The organism is Pseudobacteriovorax antillogorgiicola (assembly GCF_900177345.1).
Classification (GTDB): domain Bacteria; phylum Bdellovibrionota_B; class Oligoflexia; order Oligoflexales; family Oligoflexaceae; genus Pseudobacteriovorax; species Pseudobacteriovorax antillogorgiicola.
Genome location: NZ_FWZT01000008.1, coordinates 33,779 through 53,900 on the forward strand (window position 1 = coordinate 33,779; position 20,122 = coordinate 53,900).

General features: G+C 47.6%; 19 protein-coding genes. 11 read left to right on the forward strand and 8 right to left on the reverse strand.

Annotation, left to right across the window (positions count from 1 at the left end; all coding sequences use genetic code 11):
- Positions 1-82: 82 nt before the first annotated feature.
- From B9N89_RS31880 to B9N89_RS11995, 3 genes are all read right to left on the reverse strand, one after another.
- Positions 83-1,642 (reverse strand): glycine betaine ABC transporter substrate-binding protein, encoded by a 1,560-nt coding sequence (locus B9N89_RS31880; protein WP_234996097.1) that lies wholly within the window; start codon positions 1,640-1,642, stop codon positions 83-85.
- Positions 1,629-2,360, reverse strand: a complete 732-nt coding sequence (locus B9N89_RS11990) for an ATP-binding cassette domain-containing protein (protein ID WP_234996101.1) — start codon at positions 2,358-2,360, stop codon at positions 1,629-1,631. The genes B9N89_RS31880 and B9N89_RS11990 overlap by 14 nt, the downstream gene beginning before the upstream one ends.
- A gap of 95 nt (positions 2,361-2,455) precedes the next feature.
- Positions 2,456-3,136: a pentapeptide repeat-containing protein gene (locus B9N89_RS11995; RefSeq protein WP_132319069.1), complete on the reverse strand. Its 681-nt coding sequence runs from the start codon at positions 3,134-3,136 to the stop codon at positions 2,456-2,458.
- 202 nt (positions 3,137-3,338) lie between these two features.
- Between B9N89_RS11995 and sppA the strand changes: the two genes are divergently transcribed.
- From sppA to B9N89_RS12030, 7 genes are all read left to right on the forward strand, one after another.
- Entirely contained in the window at positions 3,339-5,180 is a 1,842-nt protein-coding gene (gene sppA / locus B9N89_RS12000; RefSeq protein ID WP_132319067.1) for a signal peptide peptidase SppA, read from the forward strand.
- Complete coding sequence (locus B9N89_RS12005; protein WP_132319065.1) at positions 5,177-6,061, forward strand: DUF58 domain-containing protein; 885 nt, start codon at positions 5,177-5,179, stop codon at positions 6,059-6,061. The genes sppA and B9N89_RS12005 overlap by 4 nt, the downstream gene beginning before the upstream one ends.
- The gene (locus B9N89_RS12010) at positions 6,061-6,999 is read left to right on the forward strand and encodes a vWA domain-containing protein (RefSeq protein WP_132319063.1); all 939 of its coding nucleotides are present in this window, start codon (positions 6,061-6,063) and stop codon (positions 6,997-6,999) included. Before B9N89_RS12005 ends, B9N89_RS12010 begins: the two co-directional genes overlap by 1 nt.
- Entirely contained in the window at positions 6,996-8,006 is a 1,011-nt protein-coding gene (locus B9N89_RS12015; protein WP_159455321.1) for a vWA domain-containing protein, read from the forward strand. Before B9N89_RS12010 ends, B9N89_RS12015 begins: the two co-directional genes overlap by 4 nt.
- Positions 8,007-8,090: 84 nt before the next feature.
- Positions 8,091-9,059, forward strand: coding sequence for a tetratricopeptide repeat protein (locus B9N89_RS12020; protein ID WP_132319059.1), 969 nt, complete (start codon positions 8,091-8,093; stop codon positions 9,057-9,059).
- Positions 9,060-9,311: 252 nt separating this feature from the next.
- Complete coding sequence (locus B9N89_RS12025; protein WP_132319057.1) at positions 9,312-10,007, forward strand: hypothetical protein; 696 nt, start codon at positions 9,312-9,314, stop codon at positions 10,005-10,007.
- 16 nt (positions 10,008-10,023) lie between these two features.
- On the forward strand, positions 10,024-10,563 hold the full coding sequence (locus tag B9N89_RS12030) for a hypothetical protein (RefSeq protein WP_132319055.1): 540 nt from the start codon (positions 10,024-10,026) through the stop codon (positions 10,561-10,563).
- Between the two features lie 10 nt (positions 10,564-10,573).
- Here B9N89_RS12030 and B9N89_RS12035 read toward each other — a convergent pair whose 3' ends face one another.
- On the reverse strand, positions 10,574-11,176 hold the full coding sequence (locus B9N89_RS12035; protein ID WP_132319053.1) for a recombinase family protein: 603 nt from the start codon (positions 11,174-11,176) through the stop codon (positions 10,574-10,576).
- Between the two features lie 191 nt (positions 11,177-11,367).
- Here B9N89_RS12035 and B9N89_RS12040 point away from each other — a divergent pair, with 191 nt between their 5' ends.
- From B9N89_RS12040 to B9N89_RS12050, 3 genes are all read left to right on the forward strand, one after another.
- A complete protein-coding gene (locus B9N89_RS12040; protein ID WP_159455322.1) occupies positions 11,368-13,014 on the forward strand; it encodes a sensor histidine kinase in 1,647 nt (548 codons plus the stop codon).
- Positions 13,015-13,110: 96 nt separating this feature from the next.
- Entirely contained in the window at positions 13,111-13,440 is a 330-nt protein-coding gene (locus B9N89_RS12045; RefSeq protein ID WP_132319049.1) for a rhodanese-like domain-containing protein, read from the forward strand.
- 416 nt (positions 13,441-13,856) lie between these two features.
- Positions 13,857-14,234, forward strand: coding sequence for a response regulator (locus B9N89_RS12050; protein ID WP_132319047.1), 378 nt, complete (start codon positions 13,857-13,859; stop codon positions 14,232-14,234).
- Between the two features lie 3 nt (positions 14,235-14,237).
- On the opposite strand, the gene B9N89_RS12055 is transcribed toward B9N89_RS12050, so the two are convergent.
- From B9N89_RS12055 to trkA, 3 genes are read right to left on the reverse strand one after another with little or no spacing between them, the layout of a single operon-like run.
- On the reverse strand, positions 14,238-15,530 hold the full coding sequence (locus B9N89_RS12055) for an alkaline phosphatase PhoX (protein ID WP_132319045.1): 1,293 nt from the start codon (positions 15,528-15,530) through the stop codon (positions 14,238-14,240).
- 20 nt (positions 15,531-15,550) lie between these two features.
- Complete coding sequence (locus B9N89_RS12060) at positions 15,551-17,107, reverse strand: TrkH family potassium uptake protein (protein ID WP_132319043.1); 1,557 nt, start codon at positions 17,105-17,107, stop codon at positions 15,551-15,553.
- Positions 17,108-17,110: 3 nt separating this feature from the next.
- Positions 17,111-18,454 (reverse strand): Trk system potassium transporter TrkA, encoded by a 1,344-nt coding sequence (gene trkA, locus B9N89_RS12065; protein WP_132319041.1) that lies wholly within the window; start codon positions 18,452-18,454, stop codon positions 17,111-17,113.
- Positions 18,455-18,894: 440 nt separating this feature from the next.
- On the opposite strand from trkA, the gene B9N89_RS12070 reads away from it, so the two are divergent.
- The gene (locus B9N89_RS12070; RefSeq protein WP_132319039.1) at positions 18,895-19,266 is read left to right on the forward strand and encodes a response regulator; all 372 of its coding nucleotides are present in this window, start codon (positions 18,895-18,897) and stop codon (positions 19,264-19,266) included.
- Between the two features lie 70 nt (positions 19,267-19,336).
- Here the strand turns inward: B9N89_RS12070 and B9N89_RS12075 are convergent, their stop codons facing one another.
- Positions 19,337-19,951: a recombinase family protein gene (locus B9N89_RS12075; RefSeq protein WP_132319037.1), complete on the reverse strand. Its 615-nt coding sequence runs from the start codon at positions 19,949-19,951 to the stop codon at positions 19,337-19,339.
- Positions 19,952-20,122: the final 171 nt, after the last annotated feature.

Below are 20,122 nucleotides of genomic sequence, written 5' to 3' on the forward strand. Positions count from 1 at the left end.
CTCTTCGCTTGAGAGATATCGAAATAGCACCTTTGTCTTGTCTTTACGGTAGGTTTGTCGTCTTTAAACCAACAACTCACAGTCACTTTTGAGAAGGGGTGAGTCTACGCTCCAGATAAAACAAGCCTCGATCAACCATCAAGGCTAGGGCCGCGGAGGGCACAGCTCCCAACATAATCAATCGGTTATCAACACTTTGTATTCCACGAAAAATCGGATTTCCCAATCCACCAGCGCCAATTAGATCCGCTAAGGTCGCCGTCCCAATCACTATCACAGCAGCAGTGCGGATGCCACCAATGATTACGGGCAGGGCTAAAGGTATTTCAATCATCGTCAAAATGTGGCGGTTGGTTAGTCCAATCCCCCGAGCTACCTCTTTCAGAACAGGATCAACTCCCCTTATTCCGAGATAGGTGTTTCGCAGAATGGGAAGTAAAGAATATAAAAATAACGCGAATATAGCAGGCTTCAAGCCGATCCCCATTATGGGGAGTAAAAAACCGAAGAGTGCGAGGCTTGGAATCGTTTGGATGACATTGGTCACAGAAAATATCGGCCCGCTCCAAGTCTCTTTCCTGGTCAGTAAGATCCCTATGGGAACCGCAAGAAGGCTAGCCAAACCGATGGCGACCCCTGAAATCCAAATATGTTCCAAGATAATCTCAGTGATATAAGGGCGTTTTGCCCAGAGGTAGGCTGGCCAACCCAGTCGCTCCGAATCTTCGATATTTGTGTCGCGATCCAGCTTTCCGTCATCGATTATGCCTTTTTCAAGGAGAAAGCGCCGAGCTACTTCAGCAGGGTCCAGTTTCTTTTCGTCCACCAAACCATTGAGGGTCATCATCTCTTCAGCGCTGATTTGGTCAGCGAGTATATTGAATAAGTCTTGGATAATCGGGTGTCGGTTGAGGGTCTCCCGTTTGACCAAGATCGATGCATAGTAGGGAGGGAAAAACTGCCGATCGTCTTCCAAAATTCTAAGATTATACTTTGCGATCCGGGCATCAGTGGTGAAGCCAGTAATCACATCCACTTCACCCATCTGAATGGCTTTATACATCAAGCCAGGATTGATCGAAACCCGGCGTTCGGGAGGTATGGACATATTATAGGCTTCAGTGAGGCCAATGAAGCCATCCTTTCGTTCTAAAAACTCGTGTGGCGAGCCGAATATAAAATCATTTTCCTTTGCTAAGTCAGATAGTGTCTTTACATGGGCGAGTGATTCATCAGATTCTCTCACTGCAATCCCATAGGTATTGTTGAAGCCCAGTGGTGGCGACCACACCATCTGGTAACGGCGTTCGAATTCATCTTGCACCACTTGAAACACCTCGTCTGGGTTACCGAAGTCGGTGCGTTTTAAAATGGTGACAAAGCCTGTACCGGTATACTCCACATAAAAATCGATATCACCGTTTTCTAATGCACCGAAGGCGAGAAAGGTGCTGCCCATATTGAGCTTTCGTTCGACGGTGTAGGCTGAGCGATCTTCTATAATTTGGGCTAAAATTTCCCCTAAAATGAGTTGTTCGCTAAAGTTTTTTGAACCCACCCGCAGAGTTTTTGTATCAGCAACACTGTTTGTAGACAGGAATATCAAGAAAACTGTGGTAGCGATCTCTTTAAGGTAGATCAAGGGCAGCTCCCCTGCAAAAGTTTGCGACAAATTCATTTACGGGCTGATCAATTAGCTGACGGGGGGTGCCTTGCTGCACAATAGAGCCTTGATCCATGATGGCGATAAGGTTCCCTAGCTTGAAGGCTTCGGACATATCGTGGGTGACCATTAGGATTGTTTTTTGAAGCTGGCGATTGAGCTGGATCAACTCCTCATGCATGGATGATCTGATGATGGGGTCAAGGGCTCCGAAAGGTTCGTCCATGAGTAGGACAGGAGGGTCTTCCATCAAAGCTCGGGCGATGCCAACCCGCTGTTGTTGACCACCACTAAGTTCATCGGGGTAACGATCTGAAAAGCCATCTGGCGGTAGGCCTACCATATCCATCAGCTTGCGGCTTCGTTTTCGTCTTTCAGAACGTTCCCTCCCCATGGCGCGGGAAAGAATTTCGATATTTTGCCGAATCGTCATGTGAGGCATCAAGCCTACGCTTTGCACCACATAACCCATGCCGCGACGCCAGGCAATTGGGTCTGAGGACTGATATTCGACACCGTTGATGCTAATAGAGCCTGAGCTAGGCTCAAGGAGGCGGTTGATCATCCTGAGTGTGGTCGTCTTACCGCAACCACTGCTGCCGATTAGGCAGGCAATTTGGCCTTTATCCACATGAAAGCTCACATCGCGAACGGCATAAGCGCCACCATCTTGAAATTGTTTTGAGAGCTTTTCCACATGTATCAAAGGCGAGATCTCCTCCAGGAAAGACAGATTCAGGGTAATATGCTGACATGCCTGGAGGGAAGATACAAGGTGTCGAAAGTGGGCCCTTAGCTCTTAATGGGGCTAGGGTCGTCCAAAAGAGCCCCTTCGAGGTGGACATCCTTCCAGATGGTCTTATCCACCTGAACCCGGCGGAGGTCGGCCCCTTCGAGGTTCGCATCTGAAAAATTTGCTCGGTCAAGTTTACAGCGTCGCAGCTTGGCAGAAATGAGTTGCGCGCCACTAAGGTCTGCATCTCTTAGGTCTGCCGTAGTAAGTATGACGCCTCTTGCAGCACAGCCAGAAAGGTTGGCCCCTTGTAGATTAGCGCCGCGAAGATCCAAACCTTCTAGGCTCAAGCCCCTTAAGTCGCAGCCTCGAAGATTGGCGCGACCCCCTTGATTCGGCTTTGTTGGGTGAAGCACCGAATCCATCCAAAGCTGGTGGGCTTCAGCGAGCTGATCGAGGTCAGCTTGGTTTTCAATGGACGCCGGTTGGTTGACCGGAATCTTCAGAATTTTACTGCCAGGGATATGGGGCGAGGCATCTTCCGCCGCCTTAATTTGATCATGGAGCCACAGTTCATCGTTGACTTTACCTTCAACCACAGCGAGCTGCGCTATCGCTAAAATCTGCTCTTCCGCCAAGGCTCGTGTCTTTGGGTTTTCCTTCAACGCACTGGCGACCATGTTGTATAAGCTGGTGTCGATGTTGTCCGGTAGATCCGCATGAGTGGTGATGCCTTCCAAGAAAGTCTCCTTTTTAAGGGTTTCTTAACCTTTCTAACATACATAATCCCTTGGGGAGTGCCTAGAGTTTTTCCTGGGGGTCGGCCACTCTTCAGCCTGGAAATTCTGTTTATAAATCGCTAAAGTCCGGCTAGAATAACGCCATAGCGAAGGCCTAGTGTTGTTGACACGGTAAATTGGCAGAAGTGGAGATGATTGCGAGATGAAACATTACATTAAAAAAGCGTTCTCAATCCTTACTGGGATGTTCGCCCTGATTGGGCTAAGCACAACCCTACTCACTGTTGTGATGCTGATTGCCATCAGCCAGTTTCAGGGTGAGGTGTCCAGTGGTTCCGGGCTCTCAGCACCGGACATTGATGACTCCATCATCGAGATCGAACTCGACGGCGTCATCCAAAGCCGCAGTATGGACCCACGGTCGCAATTCTTTAATGAAGTTTTCGGAGGACCGCGAGGGTATCAACTGAGCGATCTCAGGAAGATGCTGCGTCGAGCCGCTGAAGATATCCGGGTTCGCGGAGTTTTCGTGAATATGCGCAATCCTGTAGCCAGTTTCTCGACAATGCAGGAGCTGAGACGATCGTTTATTGAGTTTCGAAAATCGGAAAAGCCCCTTTATGTGAACCTCTATGCAGGTGATACACTCACTTACTTCTTGGCGTCTGCAGGGGAGGTCATCAACCTGGCTCCCCTTGGTGGTCTCATGATCCCGGGTCCCGCATTTCAATTGACCTATTTTGGGCCAGCACTAGAAAAGCTTGGGGTTGAAATGGAAGTGTTTCAAGCAGGGAAGTATAAATCGGCTATGGAACCCTTTGTCCGGTCTGAACCTAGCGAACCAAGCCTTGAAATGTACCGTTCGATGGAATCTTCATTGAGGCAGTCGCTCATCAAAGCCATTGGCGAAAGTCGTGGGAAACCTGAAACTGACGTCGGCAACTGGTTGCGAGTATCCAGCTTTACCAGTGCTCAGGCTCTCAGCATGGGGGCTGTGGATATGATGGATTATGAAACAGCGCTTCTCGACAAACTGAAGGAAGTTACGAAAACCGACAAGTTGGTGAAATGGCGTCCATACCTAGTTCACAGCGCTGATCTCGATGAGCCGAGGATTGCGGATGGCGACGATAAAGTCGGCTACGTGGAAGCTTCTGGGGAAATTCGCATGAGTTTTCAGAGAGGCGAGGAAAATGTTATTGCGCCGAAGCCTTTGATCAAAGAACTGCGCTGGCTTGCCAAGCAAGAGGATGTGAAGGCCATCGTGTTCCGTGTGAATAGCCCTGGTGGTTCAGCTCTTGCCTCTGATTTGATTTGGGAAGAGGTTCGGAAGCTGAATGAAGTGAAGCCTGTGGTTGTGTCTATGGGGCAGGTCGCGGCGTCCGGCGGCTACTATATCGCGGCACCAGCCAGCAAGATTTTTGCTGAGGCCCAAACGATAACAGGGTCTATCGGAGTGATTGGTGCGAGTCTGGTTGGTAAAGACGTTCCCGATAAGTATGGCGTTCATTTTCACGTTGTCACCCAATCAGAGCGGGCCAAGTATCTAAACTTCACCGAGTCTGCCTCCGCAGAAGACAAACGCATTATCGGTGAAAGCATCGATGACGTTTATCAAACCTTCTTAGATCGTGTAGCGCAAGGGCGAGCCAAGACCAAGGAGCAGATTCACGAATTGGCTCAGGGCCGCGTCTATACAGGCCAAGAGGCACTGGAACTAGGGCTTGTGGATCACCTCGGTGGTCGTCGGGAAGCATTCCGCATGGCGAAGGAACTTGGCCAGTTGAATCCTGAAAAACTCTATCCGGTGATGCAATATCAGCCTGAACCTCGCTCGTTTTTCGATTGCTTGGGTGCGCCTGAGCGCATGATGGAATGTCTTTCAGAATTGGAAGGTGGAATCCAATCCATGCTCATTGCTGATCCTGTAGCCAAACAGGTTCTCAAACCTATGAATCGCCTGCAGAAGCTTTTGCAAGACGACGAAGTGCTCATGTACTGGCCTGGACAAGTTCGCTGGTCTCACGGGAGTGATGCTCTGTGATCTCGCCTGAATTACGGAAGCAAATCAAAACTCTTCAATTAAAGGCTGGCCACGATGTGAGCAACATCCTGGCTGGTGAGTATGTCTCGGCTTTCAAAGGTCGAGGCATGGAGTTTGATGAAGTTAGAGAATACTTTCCTGGGGACGATGTTCGCGCTATCGACTGGAATGTGACAGCGCGCATGGGTCAGCCTTTCATCAAAGTCTTTCGCGAAGAGCGTGAGATGACCCTGATGCTGATGGTGGACGTTAGCCCCTCTCAATTTTTTGGAACCCAAGAGAAGAGTAAAGTGGAGATCGCGGCTGAATTGGCTGCAGTACTGGCATTCTTAGCCATTCGGAACAACGATAGGGTTGGAGTGATCCTGTTTTCGGATCATGTGGAGCAGTACATTCCCCCAATGAAGGGGCGGTCCCATATTTGGAATATTATTCGTTCGGTTCTGAGCCACGAGCCGAAGGGAAGAGCGACAAAACTCGACGAGGCCATTAGTCACTATCTACAGGTTATCAAGAGACGCAGTTTATGCTTTCTTATTTCAGACTTTCTTACCGAGGGTTACGAAAATAAACTCAAGCAGCTCGCAGCACGCCACGACTTGGTTTGCGTTGATATTGAAGATCCCCGAGAACAAGAGTGGGTTGATGCCGGATTGCTTGCTATCCAAGATAGCGAAACTGGGGAGCAGCTGGTGCTTGATTCGGGAGACCCTAATCTTTGGCGTCAGATCGAAGAGGCTTGGCAGGAGAAAGTTGATGGGCTTCAAGGTTTAGCACGAAAGTCAGGTTTTGATATCTTGAGCCTCCGAACCAATCAATCCATTGTTGATGGGTTGATGGCGGTATTCAAGCGTCGGGAACGACGGCAAAGGAGGCGCTGATGACCTTTGCATACCCTTATTTACTATTGTTTTTGGTACCCATTGCCATTTGGTTTGTTTGGTCCTGGCGGCGGACTACAGTGAAACCTCTAAAGTATCCAAGTCTGCGTGGCTTTGAAGTGCGGTCGATGACCTGGACCCGGTACCTTCATCGACTCCCTCTCATGCTACGAGTCCTGGCTATTATCCTGGTCCTGCTCGCCGCAGCGCGACCACAAGAGGTGGAACACGAAGTGCGGAAGTCAGGAGAAGGTCTCGATATTCTATTAACGATAGACACCTCTGGTAGTATGAAGCAAAGCATCTCTTACCAGGGGCAGTGGGTTTCTCGCTTGGCAGCAGCTAAGGCTGTGGTGGGGAATTTTATAGAGAAAAGGATCGACGACCGAATGGGCTTGGTGGTGTTCGGTGAGAACGCCTTTACCCAGGCACCGTTGACCTTAGACCATGACGTCCTGAAGAGCTTTGTAGATAATATCTATCTTAGGATGGCTGGCGACGGCACAGCCATTGGCTCAGCCATTATTACCAGCGTCAAACGCATGAAGGACCTGGAGTCCAAGTCGAAAATTGTGATTCTCCTGACTGATGGTCAAGACACAGTGGGAAAGGTGGGACCCCAGGCAGCAGCCAGTGCTGCCCGAGACTTAGGAGTCAAGATCTACACGGTTGGTATTGGCGACCGCAGATCCCGTGATCTCGATGAACCGACTCTCAAGATGATCGCGCAAACTACAGGGGGTCAGTACTTTCGAGCTGCAAATGTGGAAAATCTGATCGAAGTCTATGAAACCATCAACCAGCTGGAAAAGAGTCGTGTGGAGGTCAAAGACTTTAGCCGCTACCATGAAAAGCACGAGAGTTTTCTGATTCCTGGTTTGCTCTTGTTGGCACTAGAGTTGCTGTTTCAACTGAGTCGATGGAGGGTTGTGGCATGACTTGGGGAGACGCTGAATACCTGTGGTTGCTAACTTTAACCCCGTTGGTATCGATTCTTATCATCCTTTCGAATATGTTTCGCAAGAAGCGCTTAGCTCGCTTTTTGGGTCAGCGATATAAAGACTTAAGTCAGTCTTTGGAACGCAGGCGACAGGTTCTCTACCGTTGTCTAGCGTTAAGTTTGGCGTTTGCCTGCATTTGTATAGCCCTGGCTCGTCCTCGCTGGGGATATGAATGGCGAACCCTTGAACGGAAGGGTGCTGACATTATGGTTGTCGTGGACGTATCGAAGAGTATGAACGCTGAAGACATCAAGCCCAATCGCTTACAGAGAGCACGGCGAGAAATCATCGATCTGCTTTCGATGTTGCAAGGTGATCGGATTGGTCTACTACAGTTTGCTGGTGTTGGCTTCGTTCAGTGCCCCTTGACCCTCGACTATATGGCCATGGAGCTTTTCCTCGATAGTCTTGGTGAAAGTATGATCCCTGTGCCAGGGTCTGCAATAGGCAATGCAATCCGCCTGGCCCATAAGAGCTTAATGGAAAGTGCTACTGAAGGCTCGGTCGGTAAATCGATCATTCTGATTACGGACGGTGAAGATCACGAGAGCGGTCCAATTCAGGCCGCTCAAGATGCTGCTAGTGATGGTGTGCGAATCTACCCCATTGGTATCGGCTCAGAAGGTGGTGCACCTATCCCCGACGGCGACGGCGGCTACGTAAAAGACCAGTCAGGTCGGATGGTTCTGTCGCGCTTGGATGAAGGTACCCTCGAAGAGATCGCTAGAATCACGGAAGGTCGTTACGTACGATCGACTACTGGCGATCTCGATTTGGATATCATTTATAGTCAGCATATTCGCAAGGACCTGAAGCCGGGAAACATCGGTGAAACTCGGGAAAAGGTGTGGCATGAAAGCTTCTGGATCTTCGCCGTTGCAGCGATGTTTATACTGATATTCGATTTTCACATCCAAGGCCGAAGGCTAAGTACTGAAAAATAGGCTTATATTGACTTAACTGTTGAAAATGGCGTGATTATTCGCTAAAAATCCAGCGTTTACCTGATTTATGCTGGAAGTAGATTTATGAAATCGTCAACCTCGGCAGCAAGTGATTTTTTCTTGGCCTTCGTGCTATTCGTCATCATGGCCTTGACCGGCTATATTGTCCTAAGTATGGGGCTTGAGCGAACTGGTGCGATCCACTCCAGCGGTAAGGGCAAGCCCATAGAAAACCAAGTGCCTCAAGAATCACATCAGGGCAAGCCCAGCGATTCACCACCTCCGGGCCAAAATGATAGCCAGGCGGAAGCTGCTGCTTCGACGCCGAACGAAGGTCTCTCGAAGCAGGATTCTGCTGGAAAGACCTCGGATAACAAAGATGTGACTCACTCGATTCAAGACATCGTTAGTACCGTGGATCAAGGCCAATGGCAGGTTGCGGAAGCGATGTTGCTTGAATATCTTAAGCTACACCCCAATGATGAGCAGGCTTTGGTGGAAATGGCTATGATTCAACTGATCGACAAGCGGGACTCCCTTGCGGCCAAACCGTATTTGGAAAAGGTCGCTCTGGGAAATCCCAATAACGAATCGGTCATTAACGAACTCCTAACCATCTACGAAGAGACCAATACCTATCAGGAAGGCTTGGCGTTTCTTAAGTCAATTCCCAATGAAAAGCGAAACTCTGGGATTGTTGACTATGGCATCGGTAGTGCCTTAGTGGGTCACGGGGATAGTGAAGGAGCTGTAGAATACTTATACCGCGCCCTAGACCAGGGGGGTGTCGAGCGAGCCACTGTGCAGGAGACCCTTGCGGATGCCTTTCTCGATGCTGGCCGCGTGGATGAGGCGATTCAGGGTTACATCGAGCTCCTAGACCAAGGAGGCTCTACGGAGCGCCAGCGAGCGCTTAACGTAAAGGTGGTGACGGCTTATTTGGATCGCGGTGATCAAGACTTGGCTGTTGAAACTGTTCGCGAATGGCTAAGGGAGCATCCTCAAGACGAATTTATGAATGATCTTTTTAAGGATATTAGCTCTTTGGAATAAAAAAATAGCCCTTACCCAGGAGGGTAAGGGTTTGAGGGGACCAAGGACTGAGTATTCAGCCTAGACTGCATTGCCTGCAGCCAATAATAGATTCGGCTCTTTCCCCGAACATTTTAGCTCTCGCCTTTAACATCTAGTAATCACTAAATTATTTTTTTTAAATCTGACCTCATTCCGGGAAATCACTTTAGCCGGGATTTTGTTTTATTTCTCAGAGTTAACCCTAATCTGTCGAATTTGCTAGATTATGTTATGATAAAACAAGATCAAATGACCAAGAGGGTTGCTATGTCTTCAGAAGCCACAAAGCTCGATGAGAAATCTTACTCATTGAAAGAGTTCGATGAGATCTTCTTTTTGATACTGAACGACCTTGGGGTGAATGCCATCAAAGGAGCGGCGGACTGTACGGATGCGATTTTTCGCCTTTCGTCCAACTATGTTGATCGTCCAGCTTTCGAAGCTCTTAAAAAGTTCTACGATCTCTACTTCAGCTCGGGTGATGTTGAGATCAGCAAAGACTCCGTGAACCAAGAAGTTAATGAGCTATTCGAAAAGATTCAAAAGAAAATCTCAGAGGGTGGCAACACTGATGATATAGAAGAGAATGAGGACCAAAAGAAGCAGCGCCTTGGCTTAGCGGGAGTTCAAAAACAGCTGGAGGGCTTGATTACCTTAAATGCTGGCATTAAGCGGCAGATTATCCCGGCATTGACATCTATGCAGTTTGAAGATGCAGTCAGCCAGCGAATGGATCACCTCCTACGTGGGTGGAAAATGATCAATGTCTTTTTGCATAACACAGCGCTTCTGGATGCTGAGCCTTTAGCCCGAGAATTGGCGAATACGTGCTCCTCGGTAGAAGAAACCCAAGCGTATTACAAAACGGTTCTGGGTGAAGAAGCCCCAGAAGGTCAAGGTGAGCGGAGTATTTTCTTAGAATTCTAACGAGGAGAACGACTGTATGACTATGGCCGCGCAGACACTGGTTGAGAAATACCTAGAATTTACAAAGGATTCACTGAACTGGTGTGCAAAGGAATCAGAGGAATCCACTTCGAAGGTTTCCAATGCCATCGATTCGCTACTAAAAGATACGGCAAGGGTCTCGGAGCTGTCTACGGAGAGTCTCACGGCCATTGAAGGTCTTCATGCAAAATTAAAGGTTCACTTCGAGTCGGGCGCTTCTGTAGAAGACTTGATCAAAACATTGCAAGAGCTGGCTAATGATCATGACGAGATTAAAAATGTGATCCACCCGATTATCGAATCCCTTCAGTTCCAAGATCGCCTGCGACAAAACCTAGAAAATATCGAAAAAATGATCCCTTGCTGGCTCAAGCATCGGCAGGCGGTCCCGGAAGGTGCTAGTGCTGAGCAGTTGCGCGCCTTCGGTGAAAATTTGCTAAACTGCACCACCATGAAGGAAGAGCGAGACTATGTTCGAGGCCATATTGATGGGCTGAAAGAAGAGGAAGAGAAAGAATCGGTCATGCTTTTCTAGTTCTATAAGGTCAGAGCTGCTGCACCATTTTATGAACCGCTCCGTAGCTAATGCCCAAGTCCTTAGCGATCGCTCTGAGGCTTAAGCCTTGGGCTCTCAAAGAGCGAACTTGCTCTTTGTGCTCCTCGGTGAGTTTACTCGGGGGCCCTAGCTTGACGCCCCGCTTCTTCGCTGCCTCAAGGCCCGCTTTGACCCTTGTCACAATTGTTTGGCGTTCGATTTCTGCAATTTCAGCAAATGCTGCGAGCATGGTTCGTCTGAAAGGGTTTTCGTGTCCGAGGTTCAAGACAGGCTGGGTCACAGAAATAAATCCTACCCCGAGTTCGTCGAGAGATAGTAGAGTTTTGATAGCGTCAGAAGCATTTCTGCTAAAGCGATCGAGACGATATACGACGATCGTATCGATTTTTCCGCTCTGCGCGAATTTTAAGAGATCTTGGTAGCCTGGCCTTTTATCTGTGCTACCGCTGATGCCTTCATCCTGAAATACAGATATTTTTCGTGGTTTCTTACTGTCTTCCAGAAGGTTGAGCCAAGTTTCTACAGCCTGCTTTTGGCTTTGCAAGTCTTGCCGTTCTGTTGACACCCTATAATAGATAGCAATGTGTTTCATTTGCCTCCTTTTCGCATACTGTTCTTTAGATCAAAGAACTCTTTCGCAAGCTTATTATAGCAGTCTTACTTTGTCGAATAGGTTTTTGCCTAGGCACATAGGATCTTCGGACTTATATTCAGCGACTAAGACTTTTGTTTAAGAATAATCACAGGATGCCGATGCTATGGAGGCTTCGTAGAGAAGGTTGTATGAAGACTTCGAACTGGTTAAATTCAACAAAAGAATTCCTCCAACCTTCAGTTGCTAACCAACTGATGCTATGGATCATAGTGTCCTCTTTTGTTGTCACACTAGGGGTGTCCACCGTTCAACTCTACTTTGATTTTAGGGCTAGTATTGAATCTCTTGAAGAGGATTTGCAAGAGATTCAAAGGACCATGGTGCCGAGTCTCACTCGCAGTGTTTGGCTGATGGATCGCGAGCAAATTCATGTGGGAATGAAAGGCCTACTGCTTTACGACAAAATTGTGACGGTTAAGATAGAGGCCGAAGATGGTAGTGTGTTCGAGTTAGGCGAGACTGACTCTGAAGAGATTAAGGAAAAGACCTTTGCCATGGAGTTCAAAAATCAGGAGCAGGCTTGGAAGTTAGGAACCATTGTGCTGCAGGTGGATATGGCGCCAATCTACCGAAACCTGTGGCGCGAAGGTGGAGACATCCTTTTCAACAACCTCATTCTAGTCGCTACGATCGTATTCATCGTTATTTGGTTTACTCGATTTTTAATTGCTCAGCCTTTATCGATTCTAGCCAATCATGCCCGAGGCATCCGATTTCGAGATAAGCAAGAGAACATGGATCACAAGTACATGAGTTACAAGCATGAGATTGGTCAAGTCTTCCGAGCAGTCGCTCAGCTAGAAGAAAACCTCACGGAAGATTATCGCATTCGGCTGAGAGCTGAAGATGCCTTAAAGAAATCCCAGGAAAAGCTCAAGGAATTGATAAAGTCGCGAACCAAGCAATTGGACGAAGCAACCAATGATTTGGTAGAGTCATCCCGTAAAGCAGGGATGGCTGAAGTTGCCACTGGGGTGCTTCATAATATTGGGAATGTGATCACCGGTGTCAATGTCAATGTCCAAAGTCTAGAACAGTACTATCGTAAGTCAGCGTCCCATCGCTTGCCTGATTTGGTTAAACTGTTCGAATCCCAAGGGGATCAGCTGCCCGAATACCTCTCTGATAGTAAACGGCGAGAGTCTGTGGTAGGTTACATGAATGCAATCGTTTCTGATTTAGAAAAGAATCGTGAGGCGCACTTACAAACGGTTCAAAGCCTCAGCCAAAACATCAAACATGTCATGCAGCTAGTATCACAGCAGCAGGCCAATGCCAAGCACTCAGGTATTATCATCAACTTTTCCATCACTGATGCTATTCAAGACGTTCTGGATTTGAAGGCTCATGATATCAACTCAAACCAGATTGAAGTCACTTTCAATGACGAAACCCAACTATCCATATCGAGCGATCGTCACAAGGTTCTTCAGATTTTGACCAACCTTATATCAAATGCCATACAAGCCACGGAGCGCTTGGATCGCCCTCGCAGTATCAACATTCATCAGAAAAAAATGGGAGCCTTTGTTCATATTGACATTAGGGATAATGGCATTGGCATTCCGGCTGAGAATATCGATAAGCTGTTCCGCTTTGGCTTCACAACTAAGCCAACGGGCAACGGCTTTGGGCTGCATAGTAGTGCCATTGATGCGACCGAACTTGGTGGCAAGCTCAGCGTCTTTTCAGAAGGGCCGAATAAAGGTGCGACGTTCAAATTAAAGATCCCGTTGGAGTCTAAGAAAGCCACCACGGTGGAGCAGGCCGGCTAAAGCTATATAGCGGTGTTCGCCGATCGACTAGTCGTTGCAGCTCCTAGCCTATTGCCCTAGAGTGTGGCTTGATCGTATTTTTTGGAGGACTACCGTATGGACACAATTGAACCGAAACAACTATTCCAAAAGCTAGAGCAAGGGGATGCAAAACATCTTTTAGATGTCCGATCTCCTGAAGAGTTTGCGGAAGTTCATGCCAAAGACGCCATCAATTTGCCCCTGGACCAGGTGAATATCGATAGCCTTCGGGATGCTCTACCTCAATTGGGTGATGAAGATAGAATTTATGTGATCTGTCGTTCAGGGCAAAGATCGATGATGGCTTGTCAGATGCTTGAAAATGCTGGTCTTACCAACACTTTGGTGAATGTTGAAGGTGGCACTATGAAGTGGGTTGCAGACGACCTGCCTCAAGGCAACTAACCATAACCATGACATACTGCATTTGAAACAAAGAATAGACAAAAAACAAGCGACCCAACTCTTGGGTCGCTTGTTTTTTGTGGCTGATCACCATCAAATCTTGGCGAGATCATTCTTTCTTAAGGGTAAAGATAGAAGCTTTCTTCGGGCAGCCGTAAGAAAGTGATCGAGGCTTTCATATTTTCTAGCCTAACAATGGGATCTAGCATGGGTTTTATAGCCGATTCAGACCGACAATTCTTACCTAATTTTTTTCTTGGGAAGTCTTAAATTGCAAAAAGTGTCACCGATGGTGCTTCATATAAGGCAACAGTCATCGAGTTAATGTCTCTGAACCTTAAAGATGATGCCGTACTTTTAGTGCTAACCAGCATAATCCCTTGGTAAAAACAAGATTGAACCGTAGAGAGGTTTTCATGAGTAAAAGTAAGCTTCGAGTCTTATATGTCGATGACGATCCATGCCAACTAGAAGTTGCGAAGGAGTTACTAACTCTTCACTTTGATGTGGAAGTTGCTTTTTGCACTCGGAAAGCCATGGAAATCTTGGACGACGATCACTTCGATTTACTGATTACAGATATTGAAATGCCGCAGGAATCTGGCTTCACATTTGCCAAAAAAGTTAGGGGCAGGCACCCAGAGTTAGGGATGATCGCCGTTTCTGGGGGGGATCAGGACTCCGTGGAGCAATTTCGTCAGGAGTCCATTTCATTGTTTTTTGATTATATCCAAAAACCTGTGCAATGGGACGATCTAATAACCCGGTATTCAAATGACTCTGCCAACTCCTGAGCGTTACGAAAGTTGATTCGGGTTGGCCTCTGCTGTTTTTAGATAGCTCTCGAATGGCCCCTCAATGGCAACCGTCAGCCCTTGAACTTGTAAGTTGGCAAATAATGTCTTGCCATCCGGTGAAAAGCAGACTCCTGTAAACTCACCATAGCCAGCAGCATTCTTTGCCAAATCATATATCTGGCCTTCTTTACCTATGATTCTAAGATGGGGTGTGCGGCCACCATCTTCTGCTACTACTACCAGTCCTGAAGGGCTGACTGTAATATTATCTGGGGAGTCTAGAGCAGCTGGATTTTCTGATTGAGCGATCAAGGTTAAGGTTTGCTTGGCGATGTTGTAGCGGAAAATCTGCCCCGTTTTCGTGGGGCCGCCATCAGTAGAGACTAGATAAACCTCTCCATCTGCATACCATAAGCCTTCACCACGACTCACCACGGCTGCGCCTTGGGCTTGCGACCGATGACGAAGGTCATCGTGCGGACTGTCTTGATTGGGAATATCGATCCAAGTCACAGACCAAGTTTTGCCAACTTTAGCTTTGCTAGAGCTGAGGTGCTTTTTGGGTTCTCCTTGAACCATCATTGCTTGGAAACGGCCATCACCAAATGGTTTTGCCTTGTCCTTAGGCACGAAGCGGTAGAAACAGCTATCACCACGGTCTTCGGACAGATAAGCTGTGTGATCAGCAGGGTCGATACAGACGGCTTCGTGGTTCATGCGGCCATAATTTTTAATGGCTTGAGCTTTTTGGACCTTGTTTGCTTTAGGATCGCATAAGAAGACATAGCCATGATTTTCGGCGACAGTTTCCTCGCAACTTAACCAGCCCCAAGGACTCACACCGCCAGCACAGTTGATATGGGTTCCCGTGAGAACAAGGTTCCGGCTTTTGGTGGTCTTAGCCTTAGCGTCAAGGACAAGTCTGGTGACGCCGCCGAAACCGTTGGCATCGTAGGCTTCTTTAGGAGCGTCTTTACTTGTAGGATAGGGTCTTGGGTCGCGGTGGGATGGACTCATCTCATGATTGCGGAGCAAAACGAGATCGTCCCCAAGCTGAAAGCATCCCATACCATCAGGGCGCCCTGGTGACACGTAGCCATCGTCCATTTTTTGCCCGCTTTTGTCTAAAACCTTATAGCTGAAGCCTTTGGGCAGATCTAGAATCTTATCTTTGTCTTTCAGGAGCTGACCCTGTGGCTTAGTTTTAGCCCAAACTGTGATCGATTGAAAACAGGATGCGGTTGCCACACCAAAGCTGCCAGCAAGCATCCGGCGGCGGTCGAATTGTGTCATGATAGTCTTCTTTCTTTTTTCTACGCTTGTTTCCAGAACCTTGGCGAGAATATAACCAGTACCGTGAAAACCTCAAGACGGCCAATCAACATCCAAAGAGTCAAAATGACTTTAGACATATCTGACAGCCAGGAGTAGTTCTGAGTTGCTCCCACCATTGAGAAACCTGGCCCGATATTATTCAAGGTGGCAATAGATGCCGTAAAGGCTGAGACTCCATCAATCTCGGGCTCGATAATGATTAGCATAACTGCGCCTAGAAAGGCTAGTAAGATTACCGCTAAAATATGAAGGAGGATGGCGATTTTCATATGGTCTTGAATGATGTGGCGACCGAGCTTGATCGGGCGAACGACGTTGGGGCGATAGACTTTTTCCAGTTGGGCAAAGAATAGCTTAAAGGATGATACGATTCGAATCACCTTGATACCACCGCCGGTAGACCCTCCACAGCCACCGATAAACATCAAGCTCACAAGCACCAGCTGGCAAAGCTGTGGCCACATGTCAGAATCAGCATTGGAAAAGCCTGTGGTTGTTAGGATCGATACCACTTGGAATGCCGCATCACGAAGAGTTTGTTCGATGGAGCCACCAGGTTCTTGACCATTCATATCCACATAGTTATGACCGTGGATTGTCAGAGCAATGATTGCAGTGGCTGTGAGAATGATCGCGACATAGGCCCGAAACTCGATATCATTGAATAGATCGCGCCACTTTCCCTGAAAGAATTGGTAGTAAAGTCCGTAGTTGACCCCGGCGATCATCATGAAGAGAATCATCACCCATTGCACCGAAGGAAGCATGGTTCCTGCGCTTTCATTGAGCACGCTAAAGCCTGCTGTTGCTGCGGTTGAAAAAGCAAATGTAATCGCCGAGAACACCGAAAGCTCGGGATCTAACATCAGCATCAAGATCACTTGAAAGGCTGTGAATCCGCAGTATATAAGCCATAAAGAACGGGCAGTTTCTTGAATTTTTGGGGTACTGCCATCTTTCGTGATACCAGTGGCTTCGGCGCTAAAAAGCTTTTTATTTCCTCCAGCTATCATCGGCAAAATAGCAACGAAGAGAACGACGATTCCAAGACCTCCATACCATTGCAATAAGGCTCGCCAGAATAGAAGCGAATCGGGAATGCTGGGAATGTCGGTTAAGATACTCGCCCCAGTGGTTGTCAGACCACTCACGGTTTCAAACACACAGTTGATTAGGTTTCTAAAAGGGCTGTCGAGACCTGTGACTTCATATGCAAACCGAGCCCAGAAAAAGAAAGGAAATGCGGCAATCACGGAACCCAAAGACCAACTTAGGAATACGAGGAGAATCGCCTCTGACTTGCCAACATTGGTATCTGCTTGGCGGTTGAGAAATAAAAGTGCCATGCTGATAAGGAGCCCCATTGAGATGCCTGTAAGAATCCCTAGGAGGGGCAGGGTCGCAAGTTTAGTGGCTGCCGGGTCATGGGCTTGTTGGACAAAATCATAGGAAGCAATTCCCAGGGGAATCACCATACCCGCTGTGAGTAGCAGGAGGAGGAGGCCTAGGATTTTACCGACTGCCGAAAAATTCATAATTTATCCGTAGAGATCCATGAGAGTAGGTTCGATGCCTTCAGGGCCAATCACGATCAGAATATCCTCTTCAAATACACAGTCAGTCGCTTTAGGAGTGAAAACCATATTGCTTCGTTGGATCGCCGCGACAAAGGCATGCTGAGGAAAGGACACCTCTTCAAGTTTGAAGCCAACCGCAGAACCTTTCTTAGCTGTCATTTCATAAACGTGGAAACTACCGTCGCCTAGGGTGGTGACTGTTTTAATAGGGGAATCGTCCATCAGGCGAAGCAATTCCTTTGCTGCTTCCATTCTTGGACTGTAGCAAAAATCGATGCCCACCTCTTCCAAGGCGCTCAGATAGGTGGAATTATGGATGACTGCAAAGGTTGATTCTACGCCAAGCTTTTTTGATTGCAGTGCAACAAGGATATTTCTCTCCTGGTTGTCGCTTAGAGACAGTAGGGCGGCACATCGTTCCAGGTGTTCACTCTCGAAGGTATGAATATCTAGAGTGTCCGCAGCAAGGACTGTAACTTTTGGGTAGTTGGCAGCCAATTCGTTAGCCCGCTCAAGGTTCTGCTCAAAGAGGCGGATGGAAATATCTTGATTTTTTAAATGGGCGATCACCCATTCAGCGGTAGAACTGCCTCCGGCAATGGCGATCTCTTTACTTTTTCTTTTTTCCTTAGAAAAAATGCCCTTGATCTGTGTGTAGCGATCCCTAGGACCAATCATGGTCACAATATCATTGTGCAGCAGCTCAGTATTAGCGTTCGGAATGACTAGTTCCCCATCCCGGCGGAGTTTGATAATTCTCAGCCCCTCTGGAAGTTTGATGTGACGTAGGGGTAGATTGGCCACCTTGCTATTGTGATCGATCCGATACTGGTGAAGTTCGATCTGGTCTCTGGCGAAGCTTTGAATGGCCATGACTCCAGGGTCGTTGATGTGGGAACAGATCGAGCGGGCAGTTAATTCCTCTGGATAGATCAGGTGATCGATCCCAAGGCCCTTAGCATAGTTAAATCGGGCGCTGGTTCGATAGTTGCGATTGTGGATTCGGGAAATCACTTTGCGAGCCCCCAGCTGCTTGCCTAAGGCCCCTGATAGCAAGTTGATCTCATCGAGACTAGTTGCCGCTATCATCACATCGCTATTATGGACCTTAGCATCGGAAAGAACGTGAGCGTGGCAGGAGGAGCCTAAGACCATTTTGGCCTCGACCACCTGGCTCAGCCTTTCGAGACAGTCGGCGTTTTCGTCTATGACCGTCACGCTATGGCCATTCTCGCTCAGCAGCTGTGCTGCAAAGCTACCAACCTCTCCAGCGCCGCTGATCACGATCTCTTTTGATTGCTTCATATCACCTCGGTCATTCCTGTCTCGACTCCTACTTATATCCAACCATTTTCTGAATCTTACAAAACGAAGGAAAGGTCAAGAAATCCGCAAAGAAATCTGTGATTTTTATGGTTTTTGCGGGGAAATGGTTTCCTTGTTGGTATAAATTACAGCCACCTTGGCATCTTTATTATAACAAGGGGGCCTTGACACTGATAAGATGCAAAGCGCGCCCAGTTGAATATTCGTAGCACTTAAATTCTAAAATTTCTAACATGGCTTTGATTGGAACTAGGCAAGAATGCAGCATTGGTGCCGCTATTGAAATGTTGCTATTATAGTTACAAGCCTAACAAAGCACGCGTTCGATCGTTTCTAAATGAAGCGAGATACTTGGATAGCTTCCAAGTTGCGGAAACTGTGGTAATATGGATGTACTGATCAGAGAACGGAGGATCTGAATGGCTAAAGTCTTAGTTGTTGATGATTCTGAGATGCAGCGCAACAACATTAGAGACATCATTGTCCAGCGTGGCCATGAAGTGATCACTGCAGCAAACGGACAAGAAGGTATCGAAAAGTATCAGGCGAACACGATCAATCTGGTTCTCGCTGACCACAACATGCCGATTCTAACTGGGTTAGAAATGTGTAAAGAGATCCACTCCATTGCTAATGGTAGTCCGCCACCGATCATCATGATCACAACGGAAGTGGGTGATGAAGAAATTAAAGCCCAAGCCAAGCAATATGGGGTGAAAGCCTGGCTCGTAAAGCCTTACAAGAATGAAGCAATCGATCTGATTCTCAAGAAGCTACTTGCTAGCCAATAGTCCCGCAGCCTAAGCGCGAATCCCCTTCCGACCGCGCTTTCTAGCTATCCTGAAGTTCAAGAGCAAAGTTTTATGCCTCAATATCGGGCCCTTTGATCAGAGTTTGTACAGTGCCATTGCTTAAGCCAGTTTCCTCTGCGATTTCCTTATAAGATAGACCTGTAGAACGCAGTTTTCTGGCTCGGAGCTGCGCATCTTTTGTGAGCTTAGACGGGCGGCCAAGGCGAACTCCCCGTTTCTTCGCTGCATCGAGTCCAGACTTGACCCTCGCGACGATGGTTTCCCGTTCGATCTCTGCAATCTCTGAAAATGCTGCTAGCATGGTTCGGCGAAAAGGGTTTTCATGACCTAGGTTCAGGACGGGTTGGGTGACAGAGATGAAGGCGACCCCTGCCTGATCGAGGGTTAAAAGAGTTTGAATTGCATCGGTTGCATTACGACTCATCCGGTCCAGTCGATAGACGATGATCGTATCAATTTTTTGTTCGAAAGCTGTTTTTAAAAGCTTTTGATACCCAGGGCGATTATTGGTTTTACCCGAGATGCCCTGATCCTTGAAAACTTTAATAGACTTAGGCTGGCGTTCCGTTGGAAGGCTTTTGAGCCAGGTTTCGACTGCATTCTGTTGGCTAGCTAGATCCTGCTTATCGGTGGATACACGGTAGTATATCCCAATACTTTTCATGACTTATATCCCTAGAAATCCAAAAATAGACCATCAGCTTGTGGGATTACGAGCCGTCAGATGTCTTTCCAGCTCGTTAGATGGGTTTCATTATGATCCATTTGTCTGATTTCGTCTTGCATATTTTTTGGGAAACTTTGTCACTTTTGCAATTTTGGAGCGAATTCTTAT